The organism is Chroococcidiopsis sp., from assembly GCF_051657925.1.
In the GTDB taxonomy this organism is placed as follows: Bacteria; Cyanobacteriota; Cyanobacteriia; order Cyanobacteriales; family Chroococcidiopsidaceae; genus Chroococcidiopsis.
In genome coordinates, this window is record NZ_JBOFLP010000271.1 from 21,761 (window position 1) to 44,843 (window position 23,083).

At 45.2% G+C, this 23,083-nt stretch carries 20 protein-coding genes and 1 tRNA gene; 8 read left to right on the forward strand and 13 right to left on the reverse strand.

The genetic code is table 11. The features are described from left to right. Positions 1-37: 37 nt before the first annotated feature. Positions 38-649: a hypothetical protein gene (locus tag ACRC32_RS22435; protein WP_438556052.1), complete on the forward strand. Its 612-nt coding sequence runs from the start codon at positions 38-40 to the stop codon at positions 647-649. On the opposite strand, the gene ACRC32_RS22440 is transcribed toward ACRC32_RS22435, so the two are convergent. Together ACRC32_RS22440 and ACRC32_RS22445 are read right to left on the reverse strand one after the other, a co-directional pair. Continuing rightward, positions 646-1,344, reverse strand: a complete 699-nt coding sequence (locus tag ACRC32_RS22440; RefSeq protein ID WP_438556053.1) for a glutathione S-transferase N-terminal domain-containing protein — start codon at positions 1,342-1,344, stop codon at positions 646-648. The two genes, ACRC32_RS22435 and ACRC32_RS22440, sit on opposite strands and share 4 nt — an antisense overlap. Before the next feature lie 134 nt (positions 1,345-1,478). Next, complete coding sequence (locus tag ACRC32_RS22445; protein ID WP_438556054.1) at positions 1,479-3,086, reverse strand: alkaline phosphatase D family protein; 1,608 nt, start codon at positions 3,084-3,086, stop codon at positions 1,479-1,481. 449 nt (positions 3,087-3,535) lie between these two features. Here ACRC32_RS22445 and ACRC32_RS22450 point away from each other — a divergent pair, with 449 nt between their 5' ends. Next, positions 3,536-4,003: a hypothetical protein gene (locus tag ACRC32_RS22450; RefSeq protein ID WP_438556055.1), complete on the forward strand. Its 468-nt coding sequence runs from the start codon at positions 3,536-3,538 to the stop codon at positions 4,001-4,003. 114 nt (positions 4,004-4,117) lie between these two features. Here the strand turns inward: ACRC32_RS22450 and ACRC32_RS22455 are convergent, their stop codons facing one another. From ACRC32_RS22455 to ACRC32_RS22465, 3 genes are read right to left on the reverse strand one after another with little or no spacing between them, the layout of a single operon-like run. Then, positions 4,118-4,591, reverse strand: a complete 474-nt coding sequence (locus ACRC32_RS22455) for a DUF6644 family protein (protein WP_438556056.1) — start codon at positions 4,589-4,591, stop codon at positions 4,118-4,120. Continuing rightward, complete coding sequence (locus ACRC32_RS22460; protein WP_438556057.1) at positions 4,575-5,081, reverse strand: DUF6152 family protein; 507 nt, start codon at positions 5,079-5,081, stop codon at positions 4,575-4,577. The genes ACRC32_RS22455 and ACRC32_RS22460 overlap by 17 nt, the downstream gene beginning before the upstream one ends. Before the next feature lie 20 nt (positions 5,082-5,101). Next, a complete protein-coding gene (locus ACRC32_RS22465; protein WP_438556058.1) occupies positions 5,102-6,478 on the reverse strand; it encodes a hypothetical protein in 1,377 nt (458 codons plus the stop codon). Positions 6,479-6,634: 156 nt separating this feature from the next. Between ACRC32_RS22465 and ACRC32_RS22470 the strand changes: the two genes are divergently transcribed. After that, positions 6,635-7,519, forward strand: a complete 885-nt coding sequence (locus ACRC32_RS22470; RefSeq protein ID WP_438556059.1) for a LysR family transcriptional regulator — start codon at positions 6,635-6,637, stop codon at positions 7,517-7,519. Between the two features lie 178 nt (positions 7,520-7,697). On the opposite strand, the gene ACRC32_RS22475 is transcribed toward ACRC32_RS22470, so the two are convergent. Continuing rightward, complete coding sequence (locus ACRC32_RS22475; RefSeq protein ID WP_438556073.1) at positions 7,698-7,874, reverse strand: hypothetical protein; 177 nt, start codon at positions 7,872-7,874, stop codon at positions 7,698-7,700. Between ACRC32_RS22475 and ACRC32_RS22480 the strand changes: the two genes are divergently transcribed. Continuing rightward, positions 7,814-8,437: a hypothetical protein gene (locus tag ACRC32_RS22480; RefSeq protein ID WP_438556071.1), complete on the forward strand. Its 624-nt coding sequence runs from the start codon at positions 7,814-7,816 to the stop codon at positions 8,435-8,437. The two genes, ACRC32_RS22475 and ACRC32_RS22480, sit on opposite strands and share 61 nt — an antisense overlap. 182 nt (positions 8,438-8,619) lie before the next feature. Then, positions 8,620-9,282, forward strand: a complete 663-nt coding sequence (locus tag ACRC32_RS22485) for a class I SAM-dependent methyltransferase (RefSeq protein ID WP_438556060.1) — start codon at positions 8,620-8,622, stop codon at positions 9,280-9,282. A gap of 32 nt (positions 9,283-9,314) precedes the next feature. Here the strand turns inward: ACRC32_RS22485 and trhO are convergent, their stop codons facing one another. Then, a complete protein-coding gene (gene trhO / locus ACRC32_RS22490) occupies positions 9,315-10,181 on the reverse strand; it encodes an oxygen-dependent tRNA uridine(34) hydroxylase TrhO (protein WP_438556061.1) in 867 nt (288 codons plus the stop codon). A gap of 128 nt (positions 10,182-10,309) precedes the next feature. Here trhO and ACRC32_RS22495 point away from each other — a divergent pair. Beyond that, positions 10,310-10,382 (forward strand) — tRNA-Ala (locus tag ACRC32_RS22495). Positions 10,383-10,410: 28 nt separating this feature from the next. Here ACRC32_RS22495 and ACRC32_RS22500 read toward each other — a convergent pair. The 4 genes from ACRC32_RS22500 to ACRC32_RS22515 form a co-directional block, all read right to left on the reverse strand. Further along, positions 10,411-11,880 carry an HlyD family efflux transporter periplasmic adaptor subunit gene (locus tag ACRC32_RS22500; protein WP_438556062.1) on the reverse strand — a complete coding sequence of 490 codons (1,470 nt, stop codon included), beginning with the start codon at positions 11,878-11,880 and terminating at the stop codon, positions 10,411-10,413. Positions 11,881-11,951: 71 nt separating this feature from the next. Beyond that, a complete protein-coding gene (locus tag ACRC32_RS22505; RefSeq protein WP_438556063.1) occupies positions 11,952-14,885 on the reverse strand; it encodes a peptidase domain-containing ABC transporter in 2,934 nt (977 codons plus the stop codon). Between the two features lie 99 nt (positions 14,886-14,984). Continuing rightward, positions 14,985-15,716, reverse strand: coding sequence for a peptidylprolyl isomerase (locus ACRC32_RS22510; RefSeq protein WP_438556064.1), 732 nt, complete (start codon positions 15,714-15,716; stop codon positions 14,985-14,987). 512 nt (positions 15,717-16,228) lie between these two features. Next, on the reverse strand, positions 16,229-18,217 hold the full coding sequence (locus ACRC32_RS22515; protein ID WP_438556065.1) for an alpha/beta hydrolase: 1,989 nt from the start codon (positions 18,215-18,217) through the stop codon (positions 16,229-16,231). Between the two features lie 349 nt (positions 18,218-18,566). Here ACRC32_RS22515 and ACRC32_RS22520 point away from each other — a divergent pair, with 349 nt between their 5' ends. Continuing rightward, positions 18,567-20,066 carry a sensor histidine kinase gene (locus ACRC32_RS22520; RefSeq protein ID WP_438556066.1) on the forward strand — a complete coding sequence of 500 codons (1,500 nt, stop codon included), beginning with the start codon at positions 18,567-18,569 and terminating at the stop codon, positions 20,064-20,066. On the opposite strand, the gene ACRC32_RS22525 is transcribed toward ACRC32_RS22520, so the two are convergent. Next, on the reverse strand, positions 20,046-20,714 hold the full coding sequence (locus tag ACRC32_RS22525) for a response regulator (protein ID WP_438556067.1): 669 nt from the start codon (positions 20,712-20,714) through the stop codon (positions 20,046-20,048). The two genes, ACRC32_RS22520 and ACRC32_RS22525, sit on opposite strands and share 21 nt — an antisense overlap. A gap of 370 nt (positions 20,715-21,084) precedes the next feature. Between ACRC32_RS22525 and ACRC32_RS22530 the strand changes: the two genes are divergently transcribed. Further along, a complete protein-coding gene (locus ACRC32_RS22530) occupies positions 21,085-22,335 on the forward strand; it encodes a Zn-dependent hydrolase (RefSeq protein WP_438556068.1) in 1,251 nt (416 codons plus the stop codon). Between the two features lie 52 nt (positions 22,336-22,387). Here ACRC32_RS22530 and ACRC32_RS22535 read toward each other — a convergent pair whose 3' ends face one another. Further along, a complete protein-coding gene (locus ACRC32_RS22535; protein ID WP_438556072.1) occupies positions 22,388-23,053 on the reverse strand; it encodes an SDR family oxidoreductase in 666 nt (221 codons plus the stop codon). Positions 23,054-23,083 lie beyond the last annotated feature (30 nt).

A 23,083-nucleotide genomic window follows, 5' to 3' on the forward strand; every position in this document is an offset into this window, starting at 1 on the left:
CTCATATACAGTAAAGCTGATTTCAGTCGCTTTCGCATTGGCTAGCATGGGACTGGATACGACAAGAGCGATCGCGCAGACGATATATCCATTCAACGGTAACTACGATACAAAAATTGATATCATACCGATTGACGAGGAGCTATCTCAATCAATTGAGTTAGCTACGAGTTCCGATCCTGAAGCCCCTTATGGTCTAACTCAGTATGAAGGATTAATCTACGCGCGAACCGATCCTGCAACTGGTGCGCTTAACTTTGATACCAATCCCGCTACGTTTGGCTTACCAGATCTGCCACCAGGTTACATTGTATTTGAGGGAGAAGGAACTGATAACAAATTGCGGGGAACCGCCACGGCTACGGCTACATTTGACCGTGAAAATCTGACGGGATTTGGTTCCGGTACGCTAACGATTACAGGCGGTGAGGGCATATTTACAGGCGCGACTGGGACGTTAAATTTCACTCAAGTTGACCAACTCAACCCAGATCCGAACGCTCTTTCGCTTGAGGGTGATGCTGTCATTACTGGCTCAATAGAAACAGTTCCAGAACCAGGAGGTGTTGGAACGCTGGCTGGTGTCGGTGCAATTGGCGCTGGTTTGCTACTGCATCGCCAACGCCAAAAGTTGACCAAAAACACTTAAGACGATCGCCGCCGCCCTTGACCGAATAAAATCGCTTTAGATTCTTCAGTGACAGATGGCGCAGTACTAATTTCGTCAGCCTTAGCATAGGCACGTTGCACGGCGGGACGTGCTTTTATGCTCTCAAACCAGCGTTTGAGATTGGGAAAGTCAGCCAAATTTTGTTGCTGCGTTTCGTAGGGTACGATCCAGGGATAAACTGCCATATCTGCGATCGAGTAGCTGCCCGTAATAAATGGCAGATTTGTCAGCCGTTCGTCGAGTACGCCATACAATCGCTCGGTTTCTTTCACATAGCGATCGATCGCATAAGGAATTTTCTCCGGTGCGTAAGTGACAAAGTGGTGGTTTTGTCCGAGCATTGGACCCAATCCACCCATTTGCCAGAACAGCCATTGCATTGTCTCGACGCGATCGCGTAGGTTATCTGGTAGGAATTTTCCAGTTTTTTCTGCCAAATATTGCAGAATTGCCCCCGACTCAAATACGCTTATCGGTTCGCCACCATCAGGGGGGTCGCGATCGATAATCGCCGGAATTTTATTATTAGGTGAGATCTTGAGAAATTCTGGGTCGAACTGTTCGCCCTTAGCAATGTTGACAGGCTTGATTTCGTAAGGTAGCTCTGCTTCCTCAAGAAAGATGGTAATTTTATGTCCGTTTGGAGTTGTCCAATAGTAGAGTTCGATCGTCATGGCAATTCACTCGGCATGCATAAACTCTTCGATCGTAACTATAAATTGTCATTGGTTATTGGTCATTGGTCATTGGTCATTCGTGTAGAGCAGATTGCCAGAAAAGTTTAATGACTAATGACAACCCCGAGAACCTAACTCTCCTCTGGTGGCAAATCCACACTGTAGAGGGTGTCTCCAGCTAAATTGTGTAGGGTGACGGTCATCACTTCACTATCGCGATCGATTTTGACCATACCAAAAAACTGTAGACCTTCTGAAGGGGGACGATTTGGCTTAGTTCCCTCTGGCAAACTGTTAAATTTCACCTGCGGTCCAAAAGTATTATCTAGCTCATTAGGTCCAAATGTGCCTGAGTTTAGAGGACCCGCAACAAACTCCCAAAAAGGCTTGAAATCAGTAAATTGAGCTTTGCTAGGGTCGTAGTAGTGAGCGGCAGCATAATGTACGTCCGCTGTCAACCAAACGACATTACGGATATTTTGCCGTTGGATGAACTGAAACAAATCTGCAAACTCTAGTTCTCGCCCTAGAGGAACGCCGTTATCTCCATTTGATAGCGCTTCATAAGCTGTCGTTCCATCAGGAATCACCAGTCCAATAGGCATATCGCTAGCGATAACTTTCCAAGTGGCAGTAGAGGTGAGTAACTGCTGCTTCAACCAGCTGACCTGAGCTTTACCTAAAAATGCTGTCTCGTCGCTTGCCTCAGTTTGACGATTTGCCGAGTTTGCGCCTCGATAGCTGCGCTTGTCGAGCATGAAAATGTCTAACATCGCTCCGTACTGAAACGAACGATAAATCCGCTCTGGATCGTTAGGATCGAAGCGAATTGGCTGGTATTCTAGAAATGCTTGTCTTGCCCGTTCTGCCAGAAGATTCACATCTTTAACCTGATAACGGGCATCTGTACCAACATCTGTCAGAATCTCGCCTGGATACCAGTTGTTTGTGGTTTCGTGGTCGTCCCACTGGACGAGTTGAGGAACTTCGGCATTGAAGCGGCGGACATTTTCATCGAGTAGGTTGTAGATGTAGTTGCCGCGAAACTCAGTCAGTGTTTCTGCTACTTTTGCTTTTTCTGGTGTGGTGATGTTTTTCCAAATGCTACCATCATCGAGTTTGACTTCAGCCAAGATTGGATTATCAGCGTAAATCGTATCACCAGAGTGGATGAAGAAGTCTGGATTGAGTTGTCGCATGGTTTCATAGATCTTCATGCCACCAAATTCTGGATTAATTCCCCAGCCTTGTCCGGCTGTGTCTCCTCCCCAAACAAATTTAATGTCGCGTTTTTTAGTTGAAGGCGTGCGAAAAGTTCCCATGACAGGAACACTAGAAATGCTGGAGTTGTCCAAATCCTGAAAAGTGAATCGGTAGAAGATTTGCTCGTCGGTTGGCAGTCCTGATAGGTCAACGCGAACTGTAAAGTCAGTTGCTTCTAAAGCTGGCGCTCCGATAATTCGTCGGACATGGCGAAAATTTTCACTCGTACTGTATTCTACGATCGCTCGTGCGGGGCGATCGCAGCGACTCCAAACTACGGCGCGATTCCCCGTTATATCACCACTGGCAACTCCATAAGGGATTGTCGGGCGCATTTTGTCTGAGGTCACAATTCCTGGGGCTTGCGCCTTCACTTGTCGAGATGGCGACAACAAACTAGCAGCTACAGCCCCGCTGGTGAAAGCCGAACCGAGCAGAAATGAGCGACGGTTAATGTGTCGCAAGTTGAAATTCATAAACATGCCCTCGATCTTTACAAAAAAACAGAAAAGTTTTTGAAAAAATTAATTTTTGTCAAGCCAAAATAGGCTGTTGAACAGATACAATTCAGCCGCCTTTAAATTTGACGCGATCGCTATCCCGCTAGTAGTTAATGATGTGAAAGTAATCTTGAGAAAAAAGAGTTTACGGCAGTAATTTAAACAAATCTCGATCCACAGTCAAGCAGCAAAAATTAACCTTGACTTAACTATTTGATGATGTTAATTGTATTTGCGATCGCCCGAACTTACCTTTAGGAGCAATTACCTACAATTGAAAATTTGGCATTTGTTGTGAATTTCTCCATGTAGTCGGGCATCTTAACTATAGAAGCTATACAAATTAGCTGCGATAGCTTTATTTTCACTTTCTCATACTCCTGAAAATTCATACAATTAAGCAAAATTACTCAGAGGAATTCAACATGAATTTGGCTGGACTAAAATGGACTAAAAATGTGAAAAATCAAGATGGTAGATATTGGGCTTATAAGGATAAAACTGAATATATTGAACCAGCGGAAAATATTTTTGGGTTACATTGGAAGTTCAATCAATATGAAAATGCTTGCAAGCCTCAAAAAGACGATTTCATTATTTTAAGACAACACGCCAGAGTCACTCATGTTGTTCGAGTTTTAGATAGTGAGTTGTACAAAGACTTAACAGCAACAGAATTTAGCCTTTATCGGATGGTAAAAACAGTTTGGATGGCTGCTGATTGGCACAATCCACCAACTTACGAGCAAGTCTTCGGTCAAAAAATCTTTTTTCCGAGAGATGGAAAGGTTATCGACTTAGAAAATATGAATGTTTTTCAAGAAAGCTGGAATTCCAAAGCAGGGCTGCTAGGCTTTCAAAAGCACGTTCAACAATTATTTGAAATTAATTAGTTATCCTAGAGCTTGCACTGGAGGCAATCGCCGTCAGTGAATGAACTCACTGGTTTATAACCCAAGTCGAATAAAGCTGACTAGAATATACTTTGACTGAATTGTCCGCTCGTCTTAAGTGTAGGCAATAAAACGTCCACAAATAACAATCCCCATCCAAGCAAGTAAGGAGATAATGGCAATTGCTTTTACAAAAATTAATTGTTTAACTTGACGTGGTGGGGAAAATTTCCAGTGGAATATGACTGCATTTAATAGGGCGATCGCTAGTAGTAGCAGCTTCAATCGAAAAGCTGGGTTTACAACTAGTAGAGTTGCTTGCGCCGCAAAGAGGAAAAATCCTGATACGGCTGCCACAATAAAACTCATCCGTGCCAACCGCAGCAGGTACAGCACGCCGTCAGCAATAGAAAGGCGGCGATAATAACCCAACAATCGTAAATCGAAAATGGTGATACAGCCAATTAGCATGGAAAATCCGAGAATGTGCATCACCTCTAGCCAGGGATAAAACTGTCGTGCGGTTTCGCCAATTGCAGAATACTCCAGCCATTCTAGAATATTCATTGACTCAACTGGAACATCCATTGACTTGATTGGCAGTTTTTGCCCGTGCAACTGTCGTACCATCAGTCAGACGCGCTAGCAGTATCCTGAATTGATTAGGCGGTTGGCAATTACGCAACACGACGAGTTGTATCGAATCTCCTACTTGTAAGCGGTTTTGCAAAGGAGCGACCATTGAGGATACTGGGGGAAATTCTACCCGCGATCGCGTGCCTAACAAGTCGGCGGAGACTGTCAATTGTTTTTGAGTATCCGAGCCTAATTCGCTGCCGGATAACTGGCGAAACTCTGGTGGTACTTCTAGATTTTTGGGCAATTCCACAATTAGAGTACTGTGGGGAGATTGCCAGCGCACTTGCTGCACAGTTCCTTGAATGTACAGCGGGCGACTGGCATCGTATTCTCCTGTAAAGCCGTGATGGGCTGCGACTTTAGGAACGCTTCCGGCTGAAAGTAGCACAATTACAGTAGTTATTATTCCCAACCGCATCCACTTTTGAGAAAAAAGCATGGATTCCTCCTCGACAATTTTTAGGGAATTAACTTGACAATGTGAGCGCCGCGCATCACGGGTACTTTGATATCCAGTTGCACTAACTTGGGTTCTACACCGTCTACCACCCGCCAAAAATCAATCGTTGTCTGTTCTATAGGTCGTTGTGGGTTGAATTGGGCGAAATTTGCTACGGCAAGAAACTGACCGGAAGCATCAAAGGTAATTCCTTCGGCTAAAATGGCTTCAAATGGATACGTGCCTCTAGGGGTGAGAATTCCAGTTTGGCGATCGAAGTCGAGTAACGTTAGTGAACAGTAGTAAGTCAAGCGCGGGTCTTTAGGTGGTAAAAACGAATTTTCCATATTCAGCGATACGATTCGTCGCCCATCGGGACTAATAGCAAATTCTTCTGCCGAAGCACCTACAGGGGCAGTTGAAACGATTGTATGGGTGACTTTTCCAGCTTGCGGCGTATCGTTAAAAGCAATCACTGTCAGCGTCGAATTACCAACGCCAACATAAAGATCGGCAGTTCCGCCAAACCAATACAAATTTGTGACGATGAAGTGACGACCATCGGGAGTCCAATGCCCGACAGAGGGAAATTTTCCGGTAATCAGTGGTTCGCCCCAAGCTTCTAGCTTGACGCTATTACCTGTAACTTGATACCGCGCAAATCGGGCTTCATTCTGCATGGCAAAGGTTGCAGCTAAAAAATTACCACGGGGCGAAAACTCAATGTGCAGTGGTGCTTCAGCCGCGCCTGGAAATTTTAAAACAGAAGGCTGACCTAGTTGCCCGTTGCCTTGAATTGGATAAAAATAAATATGCTCGTTTTCGTTACGCGATACGCTGACGGCGAGTAGCTTACCATCGGGGGACAATGTTGCCGCTTGAGTCCGTCCTCGTACTTGCACTGTTTGCACGATCCGAGGCGAGGTAGGGTTGGAGAGATCGATCGCATTAATATTCTGCCCTGGTTGTAGTTGCGTTCTCTGTGTTGCCCCAGATGGCGGTGGGCGATCGACTTCTGTTACGTAGGCAAAGCGTCCATCTTGAGAAATAGCCAAGTTTGAGGGCCAAGCTGTAACTGCATTAGATACGGGTAAGCGAATTGGATTTAACTCTCGTAAACCATTAGTCAGGGGAATCAGCGATAGTTCGTCTCTCATCTGGGGCGATCGCGCACCCAAATTATTATCTATGTAAGCCGAAGCTACCATATCGGCATCAGAAAGCACAGCAAGATAGCGCCCTTTAAATTGGAAATAGCTAGGAAATATTTGACCTGAAAATGTTGAAACTGTTGTTGTCCGCTCAGTATTGGATCTTTCTTGAGCGATTCCAGTTTTGGCAAATAATAAGATTGCAAATAGAACAGCACAGGCGATCGCCCAAACTTTTCTTTTCATCGACGTATTTTACTTAAATTCTCAATTCGTCAACTTTTTTTGATACTAGCTTGAGAATTAGTCAAAATTAATACAGATATCGGTCAGAATTGATTCACTATGAGTATCAATCAGTAAGCGAAATGAAAAAAGAACGGCGATCGCCATTGTTAACATATGAATACAGAATGGTTGCGTTGCTTTGTCGTCCTGGCAAAAAGCTTAAATTTCAGACGCGCTGCCGAACAGCTACACATGGCGCAACCATCCTTATCGCGGGCGATCGCTCAACTAGAAACAGAACTGGGAGTTAAACTTGTCAGCCGCACCACGCGCCAAGTCCAACTGACAACGGCAGGAAAAGTTTTCTTAATAGAAGCGCAAGCAGTTTTGCTAAGAACAGAACAAGCAATTCGTACCGTGCGTCAAACTGCTATCCAAGCATCGGGAAGATTGGGTGTAGGATTTACAGAAATGGCACTACAGACAATCGTGCCGAAAGTCCTATCTGTATTTCGCGATCGCTTCCCCCAGATCGAACTCGACATTCTCGAAGCCTGTACGGAAAATCAAGTAGAAGCCCTACAACTTGCCAAAATCGATGTCGGATTTCTACACCCACCACTTCGCACGTCTTTTTTGACAGTCCTACCAATTTATCGAGAACGCATGGTATTTGCCTTACCAGTCAGTCATCTGTTGTCGCTACAAGAAGCGATCGCTTGGTCGGAACTGGCTAATGAAACACTCATACTACACCAGCGTCAGGATGGACCTGTATTATACGATTACATCATCCATTGCTGCGAACGAGCGGGATTTACTCCCAAAATAATTCATAGAGCCACAGGACAAACTTTTATCGGCTTGGTGACAGCTCAACTAGGAATTAGCCTCTTAGCGCCCAGTATGCAGCAGGTAAAAAACCCAGGAGTGGTATTTGTAGCGATTGCCCACGACGCACCAACTTTGGAGTATGCTTTTGTATGGCGGCGCGAGGACGCATCGCCCATAGTTGAAGCATTTCGTCAAGTGGTTGAAGAAGTTGCTGTTGAATGGTAGTGAGTTCTTGGTTGTTGGTTGTCAATCGGAGCATAGTGCGTGTGGTGTTGGGGGCGGTTGCATCTGGTTGGTGAGTTCGATGTATGACCCATTTTCGACCTGGGGAAACAGTCAATCTACGAGTGAAAGTTGAATCCGAGCAAACCTGCCCGCACAAGTACTTTGTTTGTTAGAGATCTTATGCCACAGATTCCATACCAGCTTTTTGACTGAGTTCTTCAACTATATGGAGAAACTGCTGCACAATGGGCGAGAAGTTATCGCGACGACGAGCGATCGCCAGTTGTAATTTTGGTGCAGCCCCCTTATCAGATCGATAGCTTGAATGATTTAAAGGGTCTACGATTTCGCGCAACTGGCGTAGCCGCAGATGTAATGTCTAAGTTGGGAGTCCGCCCAGTATCGATGGATTTAGAGGAAATTCGTCAAGCCATGCCAGCGGGAAAGCTAGATGGATTTGAGCTAGTCGGTCCGCTGGTCGATCTGCATTATGGTTTGCACAAAATCGCGCCGTATTATTACTTCCCGTCCTATAATCAACCCTCCGGTTTAGTTGAGTTAGTTGTGAATCGGGAAAAGTATGAAGCACTACCGACCGACTTACAGCAAATCGTAGCGATCGCTGCTCAAGCAGAGTATGAGCAGGGTTTCGTAGAAGCCAATGCTGGGAATGCCAGAGCGCTCCAGACGTTGATCCGCGATTATGATGTCCAGGTTCGGCAGTTGCCACCAGATGTCATGCAGGCATTAGGAAATGCTTCTGGTGAGGTAATTGCAGAAATGCGATCGCGTGGCGATCGTTTAACGAAGCGAACCATTGATTCATTTCTATCCACTCGTCAAGTCTTGATGCAATGGAGCCAGGTAACAGAGCAAAGCTATTTAAGCGCACGAACGTTACCTTTTACTTACGGTTAACTGACTTGTATCGCGATCGTGCTTCACGTCGTAGCTCTTGGGCTGCCTAAAAATCGGTGTAGATCCTCTACCAGATATAGGGACGTACATTCGAGCAGCCATTTTTTGCTAGATCTCTCAAACCTACATTTCGTAGGTTCATGCAGGAGGTCCACTACTCACTCCTCACTCCTCACTCTATAATGACTTGGCAAACACTTGGATTAGAGCCACATTTATATGATTACTTATTATCTGTTTCATTGCGAGAACCAGAAATTTTGACGCAACTACGTCAAGAAACTGCTCGTCATCCATTAGGTAAAATGCAAATCGCCCCGGAACAAGGTCAATTTATCGCCTTATTGTTGCAATTAATCGGAGCAAAGAAAACTTTAGATATTGGTGTATTTATGGGCTATAGTTCTTTATTAATGGCATTAACATTACCCATTGATGGTATAGTAGTATCTTGTGAAAAAAGTGAAGAATATGCTGCGATCGCGCGTCACTGGTGGCAGCAGGCAGGCGTAGCAAATAAAATTGACTTGCACGTTGCACCAGCCAAGGAAACCCTTCACGATCTCATAAAAACAGGTGCATCTGAAACATTTGATTTTGCTTTAATTGATGCAGACAAGAGTAATTACGATAGTTACTACGAACAAGCACTTCAGCTTATACGTCCAGGCGGATTAATTGCCATTGATAACGTTTTATGGTCGGGACGAGTTGCCGATCCACAAATCCAAGATAATCGCACTAAGAAATTACGTTCTTTAAATCAAAAACTTCATCAAGATCGGCGTATTACTCTCAGTCTTGTACCAATTGGAGACGGTTTAACTTTGGCAAGAAAGGTGTAATTAGTCATTTGTCATTTGTCATTAGTTGCTACTCACTTGTTTAGTCTTGCCTGCTGGCGGCTTTTTTTCTCCTCGGTAAGCGTATCAAAGCAATCAGGACAGGAAATTCCCTCTTCGTACTTTTCGGATTGTCGATCTAATTCCGAAATTGGGTGTCCGCAACTACGACACATTTCATAATTACCTGGTGCTAAACCTTGTTGTACAGCTACCCTTTCGTCAAATACAAAACACTCTCCTTGCCACAAACTTTCTTCAGATGGAACTTCCTCTAGATATTTCAAAATTCCACCTTTGAGGTGATAAACTTCCTGAAATCCTTGAGACAGCATGAAAGATGAAGCTTTTTCACAGCGAATTCCTCCCGTACAAAACATTGCTACCTTTTTATGTTTGTCGGGATTGAGATGTTGACGCACGTATTCAGGAAATTGGCGAAATGACTGAGTTTGTGGATTTTGCGCTCTTTGGAAACTCCCAATTTTTACTTCATAATCATTGCGGGTGTCAATCACAACGACTTCAGGATCGCTAATAATTGCATTCCAGTCTTGAGGGTTGACATAAGTACCGACTTGCTGGCTCGGATCTGCTTCCGGTATTCCAATGGTGACAATTTCCCGCTTCAACTTCACCTTCATCCGCTCGAATGGGGGTGCTTCAGCACGAGATAACTTGTACTCTAAGTCTGCCAGACGCGGATCGGAGCCGAGAAAAGCAAATAGGGAATCAATTACCGTTCGGGAAGCAGCCGCAATTGTGCCATTAATTCCCTCCTCTGCGAGTAGAATCGTCCCTTTCACCCCTTGAAACAGGCAGTAAGACAGTAACGGTTCGCGTATTTCGGCGCAGTCTGGTAAGCTGACAAACTTATAAAATGTAGCAACAACCTGAGTCATGGCTTTGAACTGGTAGAAATTTCGGGAATATCTTTGGTAATTTTGCTCGTTTAGCTCTTGACCATATTGTTTTAGAGTAGCTATAATAACAAAGTTGTCGAAAAAACGACAGCAAACTCATGACTCGCGGGGGTTTAGCTCAGTTGGTAGAGCGCCTGCTTTGCAAGCAGGATGTCAGCGGTTCGAGTCCGCTAACCTCCATATTTAATGACTAATTACTTAATCCCAACTACCGAATCGACTCGACGCTCCTGACTTGCTTGTCAAATAGATCGGTCAAAATACTCATAACCGATCGCTTGCGGATAATAATCCCAGCATTGACTCCCATCCCAGATTGTAAGGAAATTGGTCTGCCATTCACCGATAAATTTTGCGATTCTAATTGAATTTTGGCAGGAAAAGCGTAGTATTGTCGCTCTTGAGTTGGTGCTAAAGCATCGGAACCAACCCAAATAATTTTTCCTTTGAGTGTACCGAATTCTGTTGAGGGAAAAGAATCGACGCGCACGTCTACTTTCATTCCCTCGCGCACGAAGCCAATATCTCGATTTGTCAGATATACCGAAGCAACCAAATTATCGTTGGGAACGATCTTTAAAATCGGTTTCGTATCACCTATCACAAAACCCGCCGCACGGGGTTGTAAATCAAATACAGTTCCATTCACTGGAGATTTAAGCTGCTGATATTTGACAGATTGTACGGCTTTACTAATTTGCGCGTCAATTTCTGCTAGCTTCGTCTTATTTTCCAATCGCTTCTGGCTTAATTGACTATCAATCTCCGCTATCTTTTTGTGATTTTCAGCAATTTTACTATGAACTTCTTTGGCTGATGTGGCAATTGTATTTTGTAATTCTTCCTTAGCTCGATCGATCGAAATTGCTAACTTCTGTTGTTCGCCTGTTAAGCGATCGACCTCTCCTTGTTTGGTAATAACTTCCTGTTGCTGGCGCTCGTATTGAATTTGAGAAATTGCCCCTTCTCCAGTTGCCAAGGGAGTAATCCGCTTTAAAATTTGGTTGTTGACCTTTAAAATTTGCTTTGCCGTTGCTAGTTCTTTTGAAGTCTGCGATCGCTGTTTTTCTAATTCTTGAACTTGCTTTTGCGCTGCCTGAACTCTCGATTGAATTTCATTTTGACTGGCTGTCAATAATTGACTTTGATTATTCGCAAAATCCGTCGTTTCTCCAGAAGCAATATTACCACCCTTTAAAACATTTTGAAAATAGCGATTTTCCGACATCAAATCGGCGCGCAACTTCAACAGAGAAACCAGATCGGCACTTCCAGAAATTACGGGTTTGCTACTATTAATCGCCTGGTCGTAAAACTGATTTTCTTGTACTAAACTAGAGCGAACTTTTGTGAGAGAATCTAAGTCAGCTTGAGGTGAAGTCGGGTCTAAAGTGACTAAAAGCTGATCTTTTTTCACGCTCTGACCGTCTTGAACGTGAATTTCTCGTACCACTCCCCCAGTGGGAGCTTGAATTTCTTTAACTGCCCCTAACGGCTCTAATTTTCCCGTTGCGACTACAGTTTGATCGAGTTTAGCAAATGTCGCCCAGGCGATCGCCGAAGTTGTCGCGCCAACAATCAGCCAAATAAACAAATGCGACCACAAAGCAGGACGATTCAATACTACCGATGAATTCAGAAATTGTTCTTCAGGTTTTGCTAACGGTTCGGTATTCACAGTTGCGACTCCTGTTCTAGATAATTTAGGTATCTGTAGGGGCGCACAGCTGCGCGCCCCTACAAGGGAATTCACAGTTGTGACTCCTGTTGTTGATAGAGGCAGAAATAACGCCCCTTAAGTGCCATTAATTGTTGGTGAGTGCCTTGTTCTACCACGACCCCTTTATCCATTACCAAGATCGCATCGGCATTTTTTACCGTGGCGAGGCGGTGGGTAATGAAAAATACGGTGCGAGAGTGAAATGCTTCTGCCAAATTCTGACAAACCTGCCGTTCCGAATCGTAATCGAGGGCGCTGGTGGCTTCGTCTAAAATCAGTAGTTTGGGGTTCTGTAATACCGTACGGGCGATCGCAATCCTTTGTCTCTGTCCCCCCGACAGCGCCGAACCCCTTTCCCCAACGTTGGTGTTGTAACCGTTGGGTAAAGACATAATAAAGTCGTGGGCGACGGCAATTTTAGCAGCGGCAATAATTTGTTCTGGACTCGCCTCTGGATTCGTCAGGGCAATATTTTCCTGCACCGTGCCGTTGAATAACAACGTGTCCTGTAACACCATGCCGATTTGTCGTCGCAGGGAATACAACTCAACTTTGCTGATGTCGTAATTGTCAATTTGAATCGTCCCTGTCGTCGGTTCGTACAGCCGCGGTAATAACTTCGTTAGGGTACTTTTACCCGAACCACTCTGCCCGACAATCCCGACAAACGTACCTGCGGGAAATTCTAAATTAATATTGGTCAGTTGAAACACACCGCTGTTGCCAAAGCGGAAAGACACGCCATCAAATCTGACTGCCCCTTCAATTTCTGGCATTGGCAGTTGCGCCCGGTTTGCCTCGTCTACTTCTGGGTGTGCGTCGAGAATATCACCCAAACGCTCGATCGATAAAGCAGTTTCTTGGAAGTTTTGCCACAGCTGAATCAATCGCAATAAGGGACTGGTGGTATAGCTAGAAATAATCCGAAAGGCGATCAATTGTCCCAGGGTTAATTGTTGGGCAATCACCAGATATGCCCCAACCCACAACAGCAATAGCCCAGAAAACTTATTGAAAAATCCGCTCACCGAACTTGCCGTAGTCGAAGTCACCACCGTATTAAACCCAGCGCTGATGTAACGGGCGTAGCGTTCGTACCAGTGCCAGCGCGATTTAAGTTCGATGTTTTGCGCTTTGACTGTTTGAATTCCCGAAACAACTTCTACTAAATAAGATTGGGTATCGGCGTAGCGTTCTGCTTTCACCCGCAGTTGCTTGCGGACGATGGGCGCGACGAAAATTGTCAACAGGGCAAAGATCGGGACTGTTGCCAGGGCTACAAGTGTCAGTATCCAACTGTAAAAGAGCATCACGGCGATGTAGATCACCGAGAACACGGCATCTAATACCACCGTTAGAGCAGTACCCGTGAGGAATTGCCGAATATTTTCTAACTCGTTGATCCTTGAGGCTAATTCTCCGACGCGGCGGCGATCGAAATAACTTAAAGGTAGACGTAGCAGGCGATCGATCACTTCCGAACCTAAAGCAATGTCAATGCGGTTCGTGGTATCGACAAATAAATAAGTCCTGACTCCCGTGAGCAAGGCTTCAAATAGCGCTACCCCAAGCAACAAAATTCCCAGGACGTTTAATGTATCCAAAGCGCCATTGACCAAAACTTGGTCGATGATGACTTGGGTAACAAGGGGATTGGCTAAACCAAATAGCTGCACGAAAAATGACGCGATCAAAACTTCAATCAACACGCCGCGATGATGGGCGATCGCAGGCAAAAACCAGCGCAAGCTAAATCTTTCCGTCTTTTCCCCTGGACGCGCTTGTAACAGCAATACTTGCCCTCCCTCGCCCCAAGCGCGAGCAAAATCGGCAGGGGTTTGACGGTGGATGCCGATTTCGGGAACGGCGAGCGTTAGTTCTTTTTCGTCGCAGGCGTAGAGAATTGCCAAACTATCGTGATAGCGGATTAAAGCAGGAGTTTTGAGACGGGCGATCGCTTTGCTGGAGACTTGAATTAATTGGGCGCTCATGCCCAACATCTCGGCGATCGCGCCGCAGCTTTGCAAAGAAATTGTCCCGAGAGACTTGTGCTGATTTTCCAATACCCGCCGCACCGTGTCCCGTCGCCACGATACGCCCAAATATTGACACAACATTTGGAAACAAGCCATTGACGCGCCGATTTCTCCCTGTCCGCGCACGAAGGGATATTTAACGGGTTTGGTGTTGGTTGCTGGGGCTACTGGGGGTTGTTCTGGGGCGTAAGGAACTTCTAGATCGGTAGGAGCAAGTACGACGGGCATAGTTCGTTCGACTTCCTGGGGTAATTTCACGCCCAGCAGCCGCACGCCTGGATCTGCAATAATCGGGGCTGAACCATTCACATCTAAACGGTTGCCCACGATCGCCTCTTCACCGCTACTAATCAGCCAAGTGCGATCGCCTTTCAATTGCGTCCGATCTGCTTGTCCTGGTGCTAAATTCAGTACCTCGACGGACGGACTCAGTTGAAATACCAAGTCTTTCAATTTCGTGGCACTGTCGGCGCGACGTTGTAGTTCTAAACTCAAGAGTTCGCACAATTCCGCTGGAGAAAATTGCGCTTTGACGTGTTGGGCAAAAGTCGGTTCGGCTGAAAGACTTGCTAAAAAGTCGGCGGCGGGAATTGCGATACAAATAACTTCCGTAGAGGCGATCGCGGTTTCACAGGGAATGTTGCGAATCAAACCCGCCCAACCTAAGACAGTTTTCGATTCGACTAAACCCAAACTTACGGGGCTTTGCTGTCGGCGATCGTAGCCTATTAATCTAGCAGTACCTTGGTAGATAACTAACACCTGCGTCGGCATTTTTTCCCGCACGAGTAGCGGTTGCCCGATCCGATAGCGCCACAATTGACATTTCGTTGCTAATTCCTGTAAAGTCGTTGCTGGCAGCGGATGGAATAAATTTGTTTGAGCGAGAAATGCCTGAAATTGAGAGCTAGAAATAGTAGCTGTCATGACGAATTCAAAAGTTAAAAGTCAAAATATTCCAAAATCAGAATTTGCAGATCGATCGGCTTGATACTGTGCGGGGTCTGACTTGGCTACGGGCAAACGCTAAGACCAAGAAAATTGCAATGGTTCGAGCTGCTGAATTTGTTCGTTCAGCCAGGTTTCAAACATTTCGTTGAGCAAACGCTGTCGCATATTTGCGTCTAATTGAGCTGGTAGCAACTTTTCCAGTCGGACGATCGTAAACCAGTTTTCGATCCGAGTCGGTCGCCAAAGCTGCCCTGGTTGACCGATGGAAAGAATTTTGGCAAGAGTTGGATTGAGTTGACTTAATGGTACGGGTCCGATGACTCCGGCTGTATTTGCCTCCGATCCTTTGGAGTATTGTTGTGCCATTTCAGCAAAGGTTTGCTCCCCTTCGAGAATGCGAAAGTAAATTTCTTGTGCCAGCAAACCGTCTGTTGTCCGCAGTAAGGAAAAAATAACTTGGTCGAAGGCTGCTTTGCGACTCATAAAATAAGACTCGACCTTTGCACCCCAAGTATCTTGTTTGAACTTCTCAATCAGGAGCGATCGCACGGCGACTTCTGCCATCTGTGCCTCACTCATGCCAGCTCTTTTTAACCAGCCCTCTCTTGACTCTGGATCGTTTATGTGATACTGTCTCTCAAACTGCTCGATTGCTTGTTGGCGTTCGGCTTCGGTACAAAAATAAGGAGCGATCGCGCGATCGATAACAATTCCCCGCATCAACTGCGGTAGCAATTGATAGCGACTCAATAGAGACGGAATTTCTTGAGTGGGAATGATGCTGTTTAATTGAAACTCTTGTGCCATATCAATATATAGATATATAAATTTACAGCCCTAGCTGGAAAACGCATAACATGATTTGTGTTCGACTAGGGTTGCTCATAATTGTCCTTGCGAATACTAATACTAATCTTGATTTAGCCGATCTCGCGGTAAAAGGTAAAAAGTCTTTATTCTTTACTCAATTGGCTTCCCTACTAACTTTTGATTAGCTCTGTATAGGTAAAAATTCCCCACATTAGCTGCATACTAAATTTACTCCCATCTCATCTTATCCATGTCACCTTTAGCGGAATTAGCTTTTCTTTGGCAATCTTTGATTTTTCTTATGACGTTATACTCCAGCTATGGAAAATTAAATGACAAAACAACTAAAGTTATAAGAATTTCGGATTTCTTGATAAAAGTTTATTTGCACGGAGTAGGAAGCAGGGATCGAGGGAATCTCGTAGCGAGTGCGATCGCGCTAGGTTAGAACAAGTGGAGTAAGCTGAAGTTACTCCGCTTGTGCGCTTTGCTTGAGATCTACGAGAGGGTTAGGGTGTTATTTGCACAAAATCGTTGGCTGTAATTTGACTAGCTTGAATCCCTTCGAGAGTAGTCGTGTGTATCTGATTACCCAAATCTCCCATCCCTTCCAGCTTCCAGCGGATTTCAGTATTCTGCCCAACCTGAACGAGATCGAGAGCGCTGAAGCTCAGAGGAGTGTTATCGATCGCAACTGGTAGCCCCAACAAATCTCGACCATCTTGAAAGTCTTGAATCGTATCTTGACCGCTACTGAGATAAAATTTATTCAACCCAGAGCCACCTTGGAGTACATCGTCGCCCGTACCTCCATTCAAGCGATCGTCACCTGCTCCAGCAATCAAGATATCGTTACCCGAATCGCCATCAAGTTTGTCATCTCCATGACCTGCACGCAACTCATCATCGCCAGCGTCGCCGTAGAGAATGTTGTTGCCTTGAGTGTCTTTTAAGCGATCGTTACCCGCACCACCACTGAGAGTATCGTTGCCTTTGCCGCCGCTCATCGTATCATCTCCACTAGCACCGATTAGGGAATCGTCGCCGTTGTCCCCTTCTAATACATCGTCGCCTCCATCCCCATGCAGAAAATCATGCGCTTCACCTCCATGTAAAGAATCGTTGCCGTCATGACCAAATAAATAATCATTTCCGCTCTCACCGTATAGGGAATTATCCCCTCCACCTCCGTGTAAGGCATCGCTGCCATCACCTCCTTTTAAGACATCATTACCTCCACCTCCATAGAGCGAGTCATTTTCTCGCCCACCACAGATCTCATCATCACCATCTTTGTCAGACAGGAGATTTTCTCCCTTATAAGATTGGGCAATAACTTCTGGATAGGCTTCTGGAAGCGGAAAGGAACTATCAGCAAACAGAGGACTTTCTCGATTTTTTAGATAGCGATCGAAAAAAGCAGTGAGATAGTCATTAGTAATCTGTGTAACTCGATTGGGATCGATTAGTTCAAAGTTCTCATGTTCGTAAGTTTCAATAGCCGCTTGAGGATTGAAAAAGTAATTCAAGAATTCTGTTAGAGCGCCTAGCTCCATCCCAGAATCTCGCAAAAGCGGAAATAGAAAGGGGACATCACTGGTATAGTGCAAGTGGGTTGTCCCCTTAGTGGTCACTTCATATCCTTCATTTTGGAAATTATTGTATAGGGTTCGATCGTCGAGTTCTCTTGATATTTCATCAGAACTGATTTCTGTACCAAAAGCTACGTTGTTGAACTGCAAATATGGTTGAGAGAGGCTAGCGTTAGGCGTATCACCCCGCAACGTGCCATCTAAGTTTGCTCCTGCTTTGAAACGAGGATCGATTGATAAAATTTCAGCGGCAGTCGCACCACCTGTAGACACTCCAAACACACCGAGTCTATTCAGATCTAATTTCCCGTTAAACAATCCTGTTGGATCGCTTCCGGCATTGAATTTTTCCAGTTCGTCTAAGACGAATTGGATGTCTTCGGCTCTGGCAGCTACGTTGTCAGCTGCATCAGGTAGAGGAGAGTGGGGAGCAACTCGCCCATCAGAAAGTATATTCACGGCTGATTCGTAAGTATGGTTAATCGCCACGACGATATAACCCTGACTGGCTAGTTCTTCTGCCCTGACGGTGTTAAATTCAGGCATATCGCCACCGCCGTGAGACAAAAATACGACCGGATATTTGGATTCTGCTGTGCCGACTGGAGCGTTCTCGACACTGTGAGTAGAAATAGATTGGATAAATTTAGTAAAATCTTGCGGCGGTACTCCAAACCCAGATGCAAGCGCACGACTCAATTCTTCACTCATGTAAGGTGCGGTTGTAGCTCCTGGAACTTTTTCGCTGGGATACCAAACTTTTGCCGTTATCTCCCGCTTGTCATTGGGATCTTCAGTGAAAGTTTCTTCTCGCTCTGGGTCGGCAAAGTATAAAGAGGTGGTTCCTACAGCATAATCACCAGTTGGCTTTGGGAATGTAGGCGCTTGAGTTGTATTTGTTTCCATGGCAGTAGTCTCCTGTTTCGTATTTTGGACGACTTGTTCTCAGTGCTATTTGTGTTGGTGTTTATCCTACGAATGGAGTAACTGCGTGCAAATCGGTCGCCCAGTCAAATTGGTAAGACCAATCGGTTAATATTAAATTCATCCAATCGGTCAGGGTCATTCGATGACAGCCATTGCATCGATGCTCGATCTATCCCATTTGGTTTTATGTTTGCAGTACAAGAATTTCTGAAACTACCGATAGCTGGAAGTTTCAAAATCCAAAATGGTATAACCGATCGGTCAATTCCAAGTCTAAATATTGTGGTGTAGCATCATGAAGTTGAATATCCCTAAAATTTAAAAATTTATGCGGCGATCGCTCTGGTTAGCTCAATGGTCGCAATTTATTCAATTAATATGGAACTGGTTCAGCCAGCACGCTCAATCTTGGTTGACTCGCCTCAAATCGCACCCAGATTCAGCGGATTACTTGACCTGGAGGCATCAATTTTTACAAAAGCGATTGCGCCTAGGAATATGGCTGGCATTATTTTGGCAGTCGCTCGTATCGGCTGAAGGTTTATATTCTGTTTTGTTTGAGTTTGAGAGATTGAGAGCAGTTGCCTTCAGTACCTATGGAGATGCATCGATCGCGGATCGATGGAGAGGTGCAGCAATTGTTTACTACGTCAGCGCTATTGTCATTTTATTGGCTTGTTGGATCGGGCAAAAAACCACCTGGGGACGACGGTATCCCGAAGCAATATTTCTGCTGTTTGCCTGTTCCTTGAGCAGTCTTACACAGATTATTTTCACTTTCGTCGGTCTGCCTGAAACACCACCATCTCTCTTATTTCTGATTATTGCGGTTCTGGTTCCCGTGCAATGGGGATTGCATTTCATCTATCAGGCCGTAGCCATTGCCTATTATGCGATTTTTTATCCCATCACTGGTCTGGCTACCCTTGAGTATGCAAAAATCCGCGATCTTTACTCAAGAGAACTTATTATTCAACTCGCTTGCGCTTGCTCAATTAGTCTTCTATCGGTATACCTATACGAACGCTTGAAGCGATCGGAGTTTGAAGCCAATCGCCAATTACGAATATTTCTGCATTCTGTGTCGCACGATTTACAAACTCCAGTTGTAGGCAGCTCAATCGTGTTAAAAAGCTTGTTGGGTAAAGCTACAAATGAAGACGATACGCTGATAGTCAAGCGATCGACACTCGAACGGTTACTGCAAGGGAGCGATCGCCAGCTCGCCTTAATTAATTCTCTTCTCGAAGCTCACACTGCTGAAACACAAGGTGTTATCCTCCATTGCGAACCGACTCAACTAAAGCCTTTAGTAGATTCAGTCCTCATTAATTTAAACCACAATTTAACCAAAAAACGCATTCAACTGATCGATCGCATCACGGACGATCTGCCTATTGTGAACGCCGATGCCAACCAGCTTTGGCGGGTGTTTAGTAACCTGATCGAGAATGCACTTAAGCACAACCCTCATGAAATTCAGTTAACGTTGGATGCGAAAGTGGTGGAATCTAGGCAGATCCGTAGGCAAGTGAGAGTATGGCAGAGTAACGCAGTGGAAAGCGTGAAACTCGTTCAACCTCAAACTCCAATGCTACTTTGTGTGGTGCAAGATAGCGGCATCGGTATTGCTCCAGAACAATACCAATACTTATTTGAACTCTACGCCCGCGGAACAAAGGCAAGATACACGCCAGGATTGGGATTAGGGCTGTATCTTTGCAAGCGAATTGTGGAGGCGCATGGTGGCAAAATTGGCGTTGTTAGTCGCCTGGGTGAAGGCTCGACATTTTGGTTCACCTTGCCCTTATACCCAACCCGATCGTAGCGCCACAACTGCTGCTTGCACGCGATCGTCAACTGCTAACTTGTTCATAATGCTGCGAATATGGGCTTTTACAGTGCTGAGACTAATGTGCAGCGTTGATGCAATTTCAGGGTTGCTGCACCCTTCCACAATTAGCTCTAACACCATACGCTCTCTTTCACTCAGCGGATTCGCCGCTTTAGCACGAGCGGCAGGCTGCAAGTGTTTAACGACGCACTGAGCAATTTGAGGATCGAGATAGGCGGCTCCATCTTGAATGCAGGCGATCGCCATTACCAGCTTTTCTAATCCTAAGCCTTTGACACAATATCCATCTGCTCCGCTCGACAGAGCTGCGATAATTTCCTGTTCTGATTTATGCGAAGTGAGCATCATTACCCGTACCATTGGCAAGCTAGCTTTAATTTTCTGAGTAGCCGCAATGCCATCCAGCTCTGGCAAGCCAATATCCATAATCACCAAGTCTGGCTTCAGTTCAAGCGCTGCCTCAATAGCAGAATAACCATCTTCCACTTGACCGACAATTCGCAATTGAGGATATTCTTCCAAAAGATGCTCTAAACCCAAACGCATTACTGGGTCATCTTCCACAATTAAGACGTGTAGAGCGGAAAGTTGAAGGCTAAAAGTATTTGTTAAAGAGGCCATGAGCAAGAATCAATTATCGCCTACCGAGCAAATTAAGCAATGACTTTGGCTAACCGGAGAGATAGCACAAGACAATTTCTTACATCAAATCCGTCTGAAAAAACATCTTTTATTTTTGTTAAATCCTTGTAACGTAGAACTCTCTAAAAATAAATTCAAGGATTTTTAATCTAAATTTCGTTCGCTTGTTTGGTAAACAATCAATACTATAGCAATCTCATTTAAATTTTGAAAGAATTAGGAGAAAAAACGGAGATCGGCATTGGAATTTCCTCAATTTTGTACCTGAACGAACAATCTCAGTTAAAAATTAGAGTATTCTGTATACAGAAATGTCTGGGAATAAATACTCTAATCTGAGATAGTGCCAATGGTAGATACTTTATCCCAACTGTCGATAAACAGCGATCGCCTCATCCAGAGCATCGAACAGTTAGCGCAAATTGGCGCTTTGCCTGGTGGAGGAGTGCGGCGGATTGCCTACAGCGCTACGGATATGCAAGCTCGCGATCGGGTGCAACAATGGATGCAAGCCGCAGGGATGAGCGTGAAGATCGATCCAGCTGGTAATATTATCGGTAGATATCCAGGCAAATATCCCGATGCAGCAGCCTTAGCAACGGGTTCCCATATCGATACCGTACCGAATGGCGGACGCTACGATGGTGCGTTTGGAGTCTTGGCAGGCTTGGAAGTGGTAAGAGTCCTGCAAGAACAGCAAATTCAACTGAATCGCTCTCTAGAAGTCATTGTCTTCACCGATGAAGAGGGGACGATGATCGGCAGTAAAGCAATGTCCGGTAGAGTCATTCTCGATCCGGCGACATATCCGCGTGTTGATGGCATAGACATTCAAACTTGTTTGACGCGGGTTGGCGGCGATTGGAACCGACTTACAGAAGCACGTCGCACCGCCGCAGACATAGCAGCTTTTGTCGAGTTGCACGTCGAGCAAGGACCCGTTTTAGAATGTCTTGGCAAGCAGATCGGTGTTGTAGAAGGAATTGTCGGGCAAAGACGCTACATTATTACCGTTAAAGGTAGCTCCAGCCACGCGGGTTCTACACCAATGCAAATGCGGCAAGATGCCTTGATAGCTGCCTCAAGAGTTGTACTGGCAGTGAATAAAATTGCGCATACTCCAGGCGGACAACAGGTAGCCACAGTAGGCTGGATGGAAGTTTTACCTAATGCTGCGAATGTCATTCCTGGGTTAGTGAAGATGAGCTTAGATGTTCGGGATTTATCTAGCCAGCATCTCGATAACTTGATGGCACAACTGCAAGCAGAGATTGAAACGATCGCCGTTGAAACTCAGACTTATATCGATTTACAACCCCGTTTGCGAAACGAGCCAGCCTTAGCAAAACCGCAGATCCAACAGGCGATCGCGCAAGTGTGCGAAGATTTGAGATTGAGTTACACTCATCTACCCAGTCGCGCCAGCCATGACGCTCAAGAACTCGCCACTTTCACCGATATGGGGATGATTTTTGTTCCGAGTAAAGCGGGTGTCAGTCATGCTGAAACGGAATTTACTTCGCCAGAACAGTGTGCTGAAGGCACGAATGTTTTATTGCATACGTTTTTGGAATTGGATCGGCAATATTGCTGTCGTTAGTCCTTGGTCATTAGTCATTAGTCATTTGTCATTGGTGGCATCACGAGCGAGTTTACCAAGGCAAAACTTCGCCATTGCTGTGCCAAAAAGTCCCCGTATTATCTAATGACAATTCATCAATTCGGGCTAGCAATCCTTGCACCGATTCTTCCGGGGTAATGCCAGAGGCACTAAAGTTTGTCATGCGGGTTTGGACTAACCCTGGATGGAGAATAGCAACTGCAATTCCCATCGGTTTGAGATCGCGTGCTAGAGACTTACCCGCCATCGATAATGCAGCTTTAGACATCCGGTAGCCGTAGGAACCGCCAGAAGTATTATCGCCAATCGATCCCATGCGGCTAGTCATCATCACGACTTTGGAACCCGCTTTGAGATGGGGTAAGAATGTATGCGTTACTCGTAAAGCACCGAGGGCATTGACTTCAAATTGTTCTCGAATGCTATTAAAGTCGAGATTTTCTAACCCAACCCGTTTTATAATTGCCGCATTGTTAATTAACACGTCAATTTGTTTTTGTTGCAGGCGATCGCGTAGTTCGGTAACAGATGCATCTGAGGTAATATCGATACCAGCTTCGATTTGTACGCCTAATTCTTTTAATTCATCCGAAACCGCACGACAGACCGCAATGACGTTTTCCCCTCGCGCTTTGAGTTGACGACAGAATTCGTAACCAATACCGCGATTTGCTCCCGTGACTAAATATGTTGCCATGTTTTTCTCCTCGTCATTCTGTCTTAGAAG